This is a genomic window from Candidatus Thiodiazotropha sp. LNASS1 (genome assembly GCF_964212655.1).
Classification (GTDB): Bacteria; Pseudomonadota; Gammaproteobacteria; order Chromatiales; family Chromatiaceae; genus Thiodiazotropha.
Map to the genome: position 1 here is coordinate 685,500 of NZ_OZ156465.1, position 11,972 is coordinate 697,471.

9 protein-coding genes are annotated in these 11,972 nt (G+C 55.2%); 6 read left to right on the forward strand and 3 right to left on the reverse strand.

The window, feature by feature from the left end; all coding sequences use genetic code 11:
• Positions 1–44: 44 nt before the first annotated feature.
• Together AB8516_RS02960 and AB8516_RS02965 are read right to left on the reverse strand one after the other, a co-directional pair.
• The gene (locus AB8516_RS02960; RefSeq protein ID WP_369157923.1) at positions 45–2,831 is read right to left on the reverse strand and encodes a NapC/NirT family cytochrome c; all 2,787 of its coding nucleotides are present in this window, start codon (positions 2,829–2,831) and stop codon (positions 45–47) included.
• A 146-nt stretch (positions 2,832–2,977) separates the two neighbouring features.
• Positions 2,978–4,570 (reverse strand): nitrite reductase, encoded by a 1,593-nt coding sequence (locus tag AB8516_RS02965; protein WP_108295338.1) that lies wholly within the window; start codon positions 4,568–4,570, stop codon positions 2,978–2,980.
• A gap of 308 nt (positions 4,571–4,878) precedes the next feature.
• Between AB8516_RS02965 and AB8516_RS02970 the strand changes: the two genes are divergently transcribed.
• The 4 genes from AB8516_RS02970 to AB8516_RS02985 all read left to right on the forward strand — a co-directional run bounded on the left by AB8516_RS02970 (position 4,879) and on the right by AB8516_RS02985 (position 8,546).
• Positions 4,879–5,445 carry a bacteriohemerythrin gene (locus tag AB8516_RS02970; RefSeq protein ID WP_369157926.1) on the forward strand — a complete coding sequence of 189 codons (567 nt, stop codon included), beginning with the start codon at positions 4,879–4,881 and terminating at the stop codon, positions 5,443–5,445.
• 283 nt (positions 5,446–5,728) lie between these two features.
• Complete coding sequence (locus tag AB8516_RS02975) at positions 5,729–6,484, forward strand: DUF2189 domain-containing protein (RefSeq protein WP_369157928.1); 756 nt, start codon at positions 5,729–5,731, stop codon at positions 6,482–6,484.
• A 131-nt stretch (positions 6,485–6,615) separates the two neighbouring features.
• Entirely contained in the window at positions 6,616–7,068 is a 453-nt protein-coding gene (locus AB8516_RS02980) for a cytochrome c (protein WP_369157874.1), read from the forward strand.
• A gap of 38 nt (positions 7,069–7,106) precedes the next feature.
• Entirely contained in the window at positions 7,107–8,546 is a 1,440-nt protein-coding gene (locus AB8516_RS02985; RefSeq protein ID WP_069128267.1) for a cbb3-type cytochrome c oxidase subunit I, read from the forward strand.
• A gap of 370 nt (positions 8,547–8,916) precedes the next feature.
• Here the strand turns inward: AB8516_RS02985 and AB8516_RS02990 are convergent, their stop codons facing one another.
• Positions 8,917–9,051, reverse strand: a complete 135-nt coding sequence (locus AB8516_RS02990) for a hypothetical protein (protein WP_268805724.1) — start codon at positions 9,049–9,051, stop codon at positions 8,917–8,919.
• Positions 9,052–9,371: 320 nt separating this feature from the next.
• On the opposite strand from AB8516_RS02990, the gene AB8516_RS02995 reads away from it, so the two are divergent.
• Entirely contained in the window at positions 9,372–11,354 is a 1,983-nt protein-coding gene (locus AB8516_RS02995; RefSeq protein WP_369157931.1) for a cytochrome C, read from the forward strand.
• Positions 11,355–11,386: 32 nt separating this feature from the next.
• Complete coding sequence (locus AB8516_RS03000; protein ID WP_369157933.1) at positions 11,387–11,965, forward strand: cytochrome c; 579 nt, start codon at positions 11,387–11,389, stop codon at positions 11,963–11,965.
• Positions 11,966–11,972: the final 7 nt, after the last annotated feature.

Here is an 11,972-nt window from a genome sequence, read left to right on the forward strand (position 1 = left end):
CGTCATCTGCCGTTCCCGTTCCTTTGGTGCGGAGAACTCTGCGGTTACTGCGCCACGGCGTTGATCTCCGCATCCGGGTTATCCAGCCCCAGTTTATAGCCGAGTGAGACATGATGGAAGCGGCTGTCGGTATAGTCATCGTGGATCGCAAATCCGAAATTGTAGACTGTCCCCTTTTCGATGTTAACATCGTCGGATAGTTCAGATTTCAGCTTGCGCTTGAAAGTGGCGGTCCAATATCCCGCCTCCTCCGTGATACTCCCCTGTAACGCTTGACCTCCCGTCATGATGCGCTGTTCCAGGACATAGCCGTTCTCCACACTGCCGTTGCCGCTGCTTATCCGTATCAGATCCATGGTTTTATGGGCATCGAGTTCCGCCTGAAGGGCGGCATTGTCTTTCAACTTGTCCCAGCCGCCCAGTTTCTTACCGCGCCGGCCTTTCTCCTCGACCTTGGTGCGCGACTCCTTGATGTATTTGGTCACCCCCTGGCTGAAGTCGAGTGACAGACCTGAGGCTGCCGGATCCTCTGGATGTCCCGGCATGGTGCGCAGGTCTTCGTGGCAGGTGCCCCAACAACCGGCCTGGGAGGCGTATTCCACCTCATCGGTTGCCAGCATGAACGCCAGTTTCACCTGATTGTCGGGGTCCATCTTGCCGCCATCCACGAAAGGGACGGGAACATGCTCGGTGCCTTCCCACTGGAAACGCAGATAGAGATTCTCACCGTCGTGGGTGGCCTGGACCGTCACCGGGATTGCCGCGCGCTTGCCTTCTGGCGGTGTCGGTTCGGCCTTCTGACCGGTAACCATCTTCTCGCCCATATCGGCAGTCTCTTTGTCGTGACAGACTGTGCAGCGATCACCGGCGCGGAAAGGTCTGGCGCCACCGTGGTACTTACCTACCAGGGTCCACTCCATCGAGGTCTGACCGGGATAGAAGAGGGTAATCTGGCGCTCTCCCGTTTTTGACCAGTCCACACCGCTGTCCACTTCATCCCCGGCGGAAGCCGTTGCCTTTTGCGGTGTCGCTGCGGCGACAGCTGCGGTGACCTTGGCTTTTACCGCATTGAGTTCGGCCTGGTCGTTGTCCAGCGCCAGCTTGTAACCGAGTGAAACGTGGTGAAAACGTGCGTCGGTATAGTCGTCATGGATGGCGAAGCCAAAGTTGTAAACAGTACCGGGCTCAAGGGAGATATTGCCCGTACCCGTGGATTTAAGGGGGCGTTTGACTTCAACGGTCCAGAGACCCGCTTCCAGCCAGCCTTGGGCATCGATTTTGCTGCCGTCGTCCATGATGCGTTGCTCAAGCACGTAGCCGTTTTCTGTTTTACCGTTGCTGTTCCAGCGCACCAGGTCCATGTACTTGTGCGCATCCCGCTCCGCCTGGATGGCGGCATCGTCCTTCAGCTTATCCCAACCGCCGAGTTTCTTACCCCGGCGCCCTTTTTCCTCGACCTTGGTGCGTGACTCCTTGATATATTTCGTCACACCGTTGGAGAGATCCAGGTTGAGACCGGCGGCAGCGGCATCTTCGGGGTGTCCGGGCATGGTTCTCAGGTCTTCGTGGCAGGTACCCCAGCAACCGGCCTGGGAGGCGTATTCCACCTCATCGGTCGCCAGCATCAGGGCCAGTTTGACCTGGTTGTCCGGATCCATCTTGCCACCGTCCACGAAGGGGACCGGGACATGTTCCGTGTCTTCCCACTGGAAACGCAAATAGAGATTCTCATCATCATGGGCGGCCTGGACGGTTACGGGGATCGACCCTCGCTTGCCAACGGGTGGTGTGGGTTCCGCTTTCTGCCCGGTAACCATCTTCTCGCCCATGTCGGCAGCCTCTTTATCGTGACAGACTGTGCAGCGATCACCGGCGCGGAAAGGTCTGGCGCCACCGTGATACTTACCCACCAGGGTCCACTCCATGGAGGTCTGACCGGGATAGAAGAGGGTGATCAGACGTTCCGGAGAACCGCTCCAATCGACACCGAAACCGCGAGTGGCAACGGCAGGTACTGTAGTGTCATCTGTCTGATTCGATTTGACCGCGGCAATTGCCCGGGCAACAGCGGCATCGATCTTTTTCTGTGCAGCCAATGCCTGCGCCTTACGGCGTTCACGCTCTTTCTGGGCCTCCTCCTGGCGGGCTTTTTCCGCCTCGGCCTCAGCCGCTTCGGCACTTGCGAGACCTGCTTTGAACGATTCCGGTATCTCGAATTTATAGGCTTCGACAGGTTTTGCCCACTCCTCCAACTCCTCTTCGCTGATCTCTTTATGGACTGGCTTGTGGGCGATACCTTTATGGCAATCGATACAGGTGTTGCCTTTCTCCATGGCGAAGACGTGTTGGTTGCGGGCACGCGGTTTCTGCTTTTCGGGATTCATCGTGTCCCAATCGTGGCAGTTGCGGCACTCTCTCGAATCCGTCTCCTTCATCGCCTGCCAGACCCGCCGTGCCATGGTCAGCCGATGAGCTTCAAACTTTTCAGGGGTATCCACAGTCCCCATGATTTTGTGCCAGATTTCATTACTGGCCTTTATCTTTCTAACGATTTTGTGCACCCAGGGACGGGGGACATGGCAATCCGGACAGCTCGCGCCCACGCCACTGCGGTTACCGTCGTGTGCCGTTCCCTTGAACTCGGCATAGACATTCTCCTCCATCTCATGGCAGGAGATACAAAATTCCATGGTATTGGTGGCTTCCATCACGGTATTGAAACCGCCCCAGAGCACCACACCGATGATCATGAACAGGACAGCACCACCCAGGGTCGCGCCAAAGGCGACTTTACGTGAAAGCAGGCTTTTGAATAAAGAGTGCTGATGCATCGCTTTCCCCGTTCAGGTCACAATGGTCAGGTGACACACCACTATTGGAGATTGTGTGGTGCAGGTGTTGGTGTATGCCAGGCGGACACGAGGCTAAGCCTCGTGTCCACCCAGTCTTCAGTTACGTGCGTGTAACCTTGCGGTCATCAAGTGACGTGATTGACCCGGTTGTGCACGTTGAACTTACCGGTCGGTGCGAACAGACCTTTAACACGGGCCTTCTCTTCGAGTGTCTTGGCATCGAAGATGATGATCTCACCATTCGGTTCCTTGCTGTCCTTACGATTCCAGACAGAGGTCCAGACCTCAGAACCATCGTTGTTGAACTCGATATGGACAGCGGCATAGCCGGCCTTTTCGGTCAGGCGGATAGTTTTGACGATCTCGCGGGTCTCCTTGGAGATGACCTGTATGGACTGCTGGACTTCGGGCTCGGGATGCTTGGTCTGATCCGCCCAGACATAGTCACTCTTCGGATGGGTGCGGATAAAGACGCCTGGACCGTCGGTTTCAGTCTCATAGCAGACCTTCCATGCCTGATCGGCATGACCTTTCGGATCGTTACCCCAGGCAGTGACCTTGCCGACACCAAGATGCACGGTGCCACCGACAGGACCACACTTCGGATCGACCCAGTTGGCGCCCGGACCGGGATGCGGCAGCTTGTCAACGTCAATCAGCTTGGTGAGCTTCTGGGTTTCGGTGTCTACAACAACCATCTTGTTGGAAGCGTTTGCCGCGATCTGGAAGTAACGGCCTGTTGGATCGTAGAAACCGTCATGCAGGAACTTGGCGGTATCCATCTTGGTGATCTTCAGGTTGTCGATGTCGCTGTAGTCGACCTGCCACATCTGACCCAGCTCCTTCATGGAGACCAGCCAGCTGGGGTGGTTGGGCGTATCGTAGATAGCCGCCACACGGGACTCGTTGACATACTCGCCGTCCACATTCACACCGCGGGCGGAGACCACTTTCAATGGTTCCATGGTCATGGCGTCAGCAATGACGAAGTGGGGTGGCCAGTAGCCCCCGCCAACCACATACTTGCCATCGCCGGATACCGCCACGTCACGAGCGTCATAAGCGATCTGAACTTCGGCAACCTTCATCTTGTCAGGTGTCTGCCACAGATCGATCTTGGTCAGCTTGCCGTCACGGCCCTGGGTGTACCAGAAGCGGCCGGGATTTTTGGCATGCAGGGTGTTGTGATGCTCGGCGGCTTTCAGTACATGTACCGCATAGCCGGTGGGTACGTGAGCGACCACCTCTTTTTTGTCACCGTCGATAACCGCTACCTTACCCACATCGCGTTCGATGACGAGGAAGAAGTTTTCCCAGTTACGTCCATGCATAGGCTTGGTGGGATAATCCTTGGGTTCAACAAAAACCTTGTGACGCTCTTTCATCAATGCCAGGGACATCTCAGGTGGAATGGGTGCTTCCATCTGAATGTAGGTGGCCATCTTCTTGATCTCATCTTTTGTCATGATATCGTCGAAGTTGTTCATGCCGCCTTCAGTACCGAAACTGATGATTTTTTCGAGACGCTCTTGTCCCAGCTTCTGGGTCTCCTTCGGCTCCAGATTCTTACCGGTCGCGCCTTTACGCAGGGTGCCATGGCAACCTGCGCAACGCTGGAAGTAGGTAGTCTTGGATGCTTCGAAGTCTGCTTCGCTGAGAGTTGGCGTGGCTGCTTGGGCGGATAACCCTAAGCCACTGATGGATATGCCGATTGCCATTGATAGTGCACTTGCGTTTAAAATAGAGTGTGCGCCTGGCCGGGAACTTTTGATCATTGGAGAAATCCTCCCTTCTTGTCGATTACGCAAGACAGATTAAGCGCCCGGTCGGGCGTACTCACCTTGACAAATGTCAAATCAAAAAATGTCCATTTCTCCGATAGTCTGATTCACGGTTCTGGAAGTGTGAACTCGAATTGATACGGATCAAGGCTAAAAGGAACCTGAGTGAGATGATCCCGACAGGCGGGGTGTGCCTGCTCAAGAACACCGCTTTTCCGTTAGACAATCCTTTGGGGATATCCATTATGCGTAAGAGCTTAAAGACCTTTGGCCTCTCCCTCTTCATTGTGCTGGCCTTTCTGGTTATCGGTATCGGCTTTCTGTTCGGTATCGACAATCCGGTCCCCTGGATCATGATCGCCGTACTCTTGGCTTTACCGGTTATCCACAAAAAAATGACATCCCGCGATTTCGTCTCCTGGGACGACAACTTGAGCGTAGGGATTCAGGCGATAGATGACGATCATCAAAAGCTCTTGACACTCATCAACAATCTGCAGACGGCGGTGCTCTATCCCACTGGTGAGTCCTTTGAACGCCAGGCGTTGAGTGACCTGGTCGACTACACTAAATACCACTTTGCGCGTGAAGAGAAACTGATGAGTGAAAACGGATATCCGGAATACGAGGACCACAAGAAGCAGCATGAAGAGATGATTGCCAAGGTGTCCCGCTTTTTGGACTCCTATGAAAAGGACCGCGAATCCACTATCGATGAACTGAACAGCTTCCTCAAGAGCTGGTTGATCGACCATATTGCAGGAACCGACCAGAAATACAGTGAGTTTCTTAGAGAGAAGGGTATTCGATAATCAGGTTGAACTTGTGCCCGGTATACTCAATACATATACGGCCGGTTTTTAATCTATGCGGGTCAATTGCCTCTATTGCGGCGAGTCAATCGCAGATGACATCGATCATTGTCCACACTGCGGTGCTCCCTCGCACTATCAAAAAAGAGGTTTTCGCATCGGTGGCAGGGAGAAGTTTCTTATATTCTTTGTGGTGCTGTCCGCTGCGACCTTGATTATTGCCTTGTTGTTGCCGAGGTAGCGGAGACATCAAGCCAACCAAAAAGATAGGGTGGAGGCCCGGTTGAACAAAACAGGATTAGATCCCGCTAAAGTCACACCCTCCGATCTCACCGCAGCCATTAAGTCAGGTTGGGGCATATTTCGCGCTGCGCCATTGCCAAGCGCGGCCTATGCGTCGGTCGCGGCGCTGATAGGTCTATTACTTCTCTATGCTGTCGGTGAACTCGGTATCTCCCCCATGTCGCTGCCGTTTGCCGGTGGTTTCATGTTGATAGCGCCGGCGATGCTGGGTGGTTTTTTTCAACTGGCCTCGAGGATACAGGCACATCAGGAAGTGTCGCTAGCCACGCCTTTTTCAGCATTTCTGCATACACCCTTGCAAACCTGGATGGTTGCACTTTTCTGCGCCTTCATCTTTTTGATCTGGATAACTGATGCGGGCGTACTCTACAGCTTTATCATCGGCGGTACCGATCTCCCCTATCAACTGCCATGGTTTCTGCAAGTGGATGAATCAATCACCAGTTTCTGGTTCTGGGGTGCATTGATGGGGTCTGTACTCGCATTCATCATCTTCTGTATCTCTGCATTCTCCGTTCCCTTGCTTTTCGAAGGCAGGGTGGGGTTGGTGCAGGCGGTTCACGCCAGTGTGCGCGCCGTCTTCAGAAACTTCGTCACCACTATGCTGTGGGCGGTATTACTCAGTCTCTCGATCCTGATTGCCATCATGCTGCTGCCCTTGTTGCTGTTGGTTCTGCCGGTTATGGCGTACGCCAGCTTCGCCCTCTATCGTCTTGTTTTTCCTCAAACAAGTTGAGTTAACGATCAACCCATTATTTACTGCATGCGGCTTTGTTCAGGCGCCCCATTTGACACATGTCAAGGTAGGGAAGGGTGTCTGTTTTCTAATAGCGGGGACTCAATCAAGACAGGCCTGGGAGGAGAGTGATGGCACAAGCGTTCACGAAGGAGATGTCACGGAACATCTTTTACGGGGGTACGGCGTTTTTCTTTCTGTTGTTTTTGGCGTTGACCTTTGACACCCATCTGGCGCTGCCGGACCGGGACAATCGCGAGGCATTGGACCCGACCACGGAGCGGGGGCAGATGATTGCCCTGGGGAAGAAGGTATGGGAGGAGAACGACTGCATCGGCTGTCACACGCTGCTGGGCGAGGGGGCCTATTTTGCGCCGGAGCTGGGCAATGTTTACCAGCGTTACGGTAACAGCAAGGAGGCGATCATGGCGTTCATCAAGGGACGTCCGGTGGAGGGGATACCGGGTCGTCGCAGCATGCCGCAGTTCAACCTGAGCGATGAGGAACTGAAGGCGGTGGCGGAGTTTCTGCAGTACAGCTCTGAGATCGACACGGCGGACTGGCCGCCGAACATTCAGGGTTAGTGGTGCTGACAGAGTAGAGACAAGCTGAGGAGAAGACGATGACGTTCAAATATCAATCCCAGGCGGTGGCGATGCCATATTTTATCGCGGCCATTGGCCTGTTTGTGGCGCAGATCCTGTTTGGTCTGATTATCGGGCTGCAGTATGTATGGGGTGATTTTCTGTTTCCGGAGATTCCGTTCAACGTGGCGCGGATGGTGCACACCAATGCCTTGATCGTGTGGTTGCTGATGGGCTTCATGGGGGCGGCCTATTATCTGATTCCGGAGGAGTCGGAGACGGAGCTGCACATGCCGTGGTTGGCGACGCTGACCTTCTGGGTGTTTCTGGTGGCGGCGGCGCTGACGGTGGCGGGTTATCTGCTGGTGCCCTATGCGACGCTGGCGGAGATCACCGGTAACGATCTGTTGCCGACCATGGGGCGTGAGTTTCTGGAGCAGCCGACGATCACCAAGCTGGGGATCGTGGTGGTGGCGCTGGCGTTTCTGTTCAACATCGGCATGACGGTTCTGAAGGGCCGCAAGACGGTGGTGAGTCTGGTGCTGCTGATGGGCCTGGTGGGTCTGGCGGTATTCTTTCTGTTCTCGTTTTTCAACCCGGTCAACCTGGTGCATGACAAGTTCTGGTGGTGGTGGACGGTACACCTGTGGGTGGAAGGCGTGTGGGAGCTGATTCTCGGTGCGATTCTGGCCTTTGTGCTGATCAAGGTGACCGGTGTGGACCGTGAGATCATCGAGAAGTGGCTCTACATCATCATTGCGATGACCCTGATCACCGGTATTGTGGGGACGGGGCATCACTACTACTGGATCGGCACGCCGGAGTACTGGCAGTGGTGGGGCTCGGTCTTTTCCGCGCTGGAGCCGATCCCGTTCTTCATGATGACGGTGTTTGCCTTCAACATGGTGAACCGGCGGCGGCGCAACCATCCCAACAAGGCGGCGACCCTGTGGGCGCTGGGCACGGCGGTGATGGCGTTTCTGGGCGCGGGCGTGTGGGGCTTTCTGCACACCCTGGCGCCGGTGAACTACTACACCCACGGCACCCAGATCACGGCGGCGCACGGTCACATGGCGTTCTACGGGGCGTATGTGATGATCAACCTGGCGATCATCAGCTACGCGGTGCCGATTCTGCGGGGCCGCGAGGCCAACAGCGAGCAGGCGCAGGTGGTGGAGATGTGGGCGTTCTGGCTGATGACGGTGTCGATCGTCTTCATCACGCTGTTTCTGACCGGTGCGGGGATCCTGCAGGTCTATCTGCAGCGTTTCAGCGACACGCCGCTGTCGTTCCTGGTGGTGCAGGACAAGATCGCGCTGTTCTACTGGCTGCGTTTCTTTGCCGGTGTGGTGTTCCTGGGCGGTCTGGTGGTCTACATCTGGAGCTTCTTCATTCCAGGTGAGAAGACGGCGGCGGAGATGCCGGCGATGGAGCCCCAGGGTGAGGCGCGCGGCGCCGCGGAGGCTGCGGCCGGCTAGATAAACACGACTAACCGATAGCAACCCCCTGGCCGGACGGTGAGATGGCATCAACCCGTTCGGCTTTTTTTATGGGCAGGCTTTGAAGAAAAGAGAAGAAAAGGAAAGGCCGCTAATGGACGCCAGTCACCGCGAATGCACGCAAATAGTTTCATTGCGATCACTTGCTCATGGAAATAATGTTTGCGTTTATTAGCGGTGATTCGATTCCATTGGCGGCCCTATCTTCTAGCGGCAATAGGAACAGCTAATCATCCCACGATCCGAGATCGTGGCGCGAGAAGGAACCAGACTGAGGGCAGACCAGAGTTTATGCAAGACAACCGTGGTTTGTCCCTCTTTATTTCCCGGATGGGAAAATTTGCGGGTTTCAGGCTTGGGTTTTCTTTTGAAAGAAAAGTCGTGCCTGACCTATGGCCACACCGAGGATGGTGGCGATGCTCAAAGCCGTGACAGCAAAAATAAATACCGCTGATGCCATGATCAAGATGGGTGCTACATTCATGATGATCTCCAACTAGCAATCTGAAATTGAAAACATCTACAATCTCAAGGTGAATATTAGCATCTTATGGAATAATTGAAAACCGTATTAGTAATTAATTGTTAATTGATCAAGATCAACACAAGCCTGCCTTAATTCTCTTGACTTGGTGAATGTCGCAGAATCGATGTTGACCTGTATGAATACTGGACGAGATACTCCAAGGTGCTCGGATAGTAGGTCCGTTTGGCACTGTAGTCCCGCTTTTTGGCTCCGTTTGATCTTTTCAACCTATAAGCCTCGTTCTAGCGGTTGTGCTCTTGACGCACGAGGAAATAATAATGTTGAACATGGCATTCCGATCGCCAGTCTGGATTTTCGTTTTTCTTTTAACCCTCTGTTTCTTCACTCCCGTTCAGAGTGCCGAGGGTAATCTGACCATCTTGGGTGAAACGCCACCACCGGGTTTCGACCCAGTCTCGGGGAAGCGCATCATCCCCAACGAACGCTGCCTGAAGTGTCATGGCGACGCGCATGAGAAGACCGATATCCGGGAAGACGGCACCATCGTCGATATCTACGCGGACCCGCAAAAGATCGAGAATAGCGTGCACGGTGAACAGTCCTGTACCAACTGTCACGCCACCATCGAGCGAGTACCGCATCGCGAGTCACCGGAGGTGGTCGTCGGCTGTGTGGAGTGCCACCGGGAGACCTGGAACAAGCATAGGAACGATCCCGACGAGAAGTACGAGCGCCTCGGCGTAGTGGTAGAAACCATCGATGCCTTCTACGACTCGGTACATGCCCTGCCCAACAAGCACGACCAGTCGGAGACCAACGCCACCTGCTACGACTGCCACGATGCCCATAACATCGGAACCCTGGGCAGCCACCAGCGCGCCGAGCACCGCCTGAAGAACCCGGAGGTGTGTGGTGAGTGTCACAAAAAGGAACTCAACGACTACCGGGAGTCCGACCACGGCAAGGCGGTGCTGGAAGAGGGCGACAGCGAATCCGCCGTCTGCTCAGACTGCCACACTACCCATACCATCAGCTCACCCGACACCGATCAGGCCAAGCTGGCGATCACCAAGAATTGCGGAGACTGCCACAAGGAGGCGCAGCGTACCTACTTCGACTCTTATCACGGCCAGGTGCATCGACTTGGTTATACCAATACCGCCAAGTGTCACGACTGTCACGGCAGCCACAAGATCAAGGGCGAAAATGATCCGACATCGGAGATCCACGCCAACAATCGTCTGGAAAACTGCAGGGTCTGCCACGAAGATGCCAATGAAAACTTCCTGACCTTCTGGCCGCACGGTGATGCGGACGACAGAGAGAGATATCCGGGTCTGTGGTTCTTCAAGATCTTCATGCAGACGCTGATCTTCTCGGTCATGGCCTTTTTCTGGGTCCATGTGGTGCTGTGGCTCTACCGCGAGGTGATGGACCGTATCCAGGGTAAGGGTTTCAACGAGGATCTGGATAATCCCGATGTGATCTATTTCCGCCGTTTCCCGACCGTTTGGCTCTGGATCCACGCGCTGTTCGCCATCTCCACCATGACCCTGATTCTGACCGGAACCACCCTGCTGTTTTCACATACCGGTTGGGCCAAGGCGGTGGTGGTTTTCCTCGGCGGAACGGAGATGGAGGGCATTATCCATCGTACCGCGGCCGTAATCTGGCTGGGTATTTTCCTGGCCCACCTGACCATAGCCGTCAGCAACATCTGGAGCAAGCGCGATAGCTTCAAGTGGTTCGGCAGCACCTCTATGCTGCCCAACTGGAAGGATTGGGATGACCTGAAAGGCATGTTCAAGTGGTTCATCGGCCAGGGTCCGCGTCCCGAGTTCACTCACTGGACCTATTGGCAGAAGTTCGACTACTGGGCACCTTTCTGGGGTGCGGCGATAATCGGTTCATCCGGTATCATGCTGTTCGCGCCGGAGACGACCGCCATCATCCTGCCGGGCTGGATGTTCAATATCGCCACCCTGGTACATGCCGAGGAAGCGCTGCTGGCGGCCATCTTCCTCAACTCCGTGCACTTCTTCAACGTGCACTTCAGGCCTGAGCGTTTCCCGATGAGCACGACCATCTTCACCGGTAAGATCCCCATCGAGGAGTTCAAGCACGATCACCGTCTCGAATACGAGCGGTTGCTTGAGAGCGGGGAACTGGACAGGCATCTGGTCAGACGTCCCTCGCGCCGTTCAGATCTGGCGGCCTCCTTCATCACCACTGTGCTGATCATGACCGGTCTGGCCCTGCTGACCCTGGTGCTGATCGGCCTGATGACCAAACCAAGCTGATGGGGGCGGATAACATGTTGAGAAACGATACGATGAGCAAGAAAGTTCGCAATCTACTCCTGGTTTTACTGGTGTTGCTTCCGACGGTTGCCCTGTCGGGGCCATCGGGCCAGGCGCTGGCCTTCACCTGCGCCGGCTGCCATGGTACCGATGGATCCAGCGTCGGCCCCTCCAGTCCCTCCATCGCAGCGATGGATCCGGATGTTTTCATCGATGCCATGCAGGCCTACAAGCGTGACCAGCGCAATTCCACCATCATGAACCGGATTGCCAAGGGCTACAGCGACGAGCAGATCAAGGCCATGGCCTGGTTCTTCGCCAAGCAGGAACTGCGTCTTTACACCCAGAAGACAGATCAGCAACTGGTAAGTCTCGGTGAAAAGCTGCACACCAGCCATTGCGAGAAGTGCCATGAAGAGGGTGGTCGTCCGGGCGACTCCGGTACCCTTGCCGGTCAGTGGATGCCCTATCTCGACTACAGCATGCAGGATTTCATCGACGGCAGGCGCCCCTACCCGAGAAAGATGAAACGAAAGGTGGATGCCGCTATTGAGGAGCAGGGCGAACAGGCCATGCCCGCACTGATCCACTACTACGGCAGTCAGCACTGATCGCGGA

Coding starts and splice junctions, on each gene's coding strand:
- AB8516_RS02985 (WP_069128267.1), top strand. CDS start 7,107: ATGACGTTCAAATATCAATCCCAGGCGGTGGCGATGCCATATTTTATC.
- AB8516_RS02995 (WP_369157931.1), top strand. CDS start 9,372: ATGTTGAACATGGCATTCCGATCGCCAGTCTGGATTTTCGTTTTTCTT.
- AB8516_RS03000 (WP_369157933.1), top strand. CDS start 11,387: ATGAGCAAGAAAGTTCGCAATCTACTCCTGGTTTTACTGGTGTTGCTT.
- AB8516_RS02980 (WP_369157874.1), top strand. CDS start 6,616: ATGGCACAAGCGTTCACGAAGGAGATGTCACGGAACATCTTTTACGGG.
- AB8516_RS02965 (WP_108295338.1), bottom strand. CDS start 4,570: ATGGCAATCGGCATATCCATCAGTGGCTTAGGGTTATCCGCCCAAGCA.
- AB8516_RS02970 (WP_369157926.1), top strand. CDS start 4,879: ATGCGTAAGAGCTTAAAGACCTTTGGCCTCTCCCTCTTCATTGTGCTG.
- AB8516_RS02990 (WP_268805724.1), bottom strand. CDS start 9,051: ATGAATGTAGCACCCATCTTGATCATGGCATCAGCGGTATTTATTTTT.
- AB8516_RS02960 (WP_369157923.1), bottom strand. CDS start 2,831: ATGCATCAGCACTCTTTATTCAAAAGCCTGCTTTCACGTAAAGTCGCC.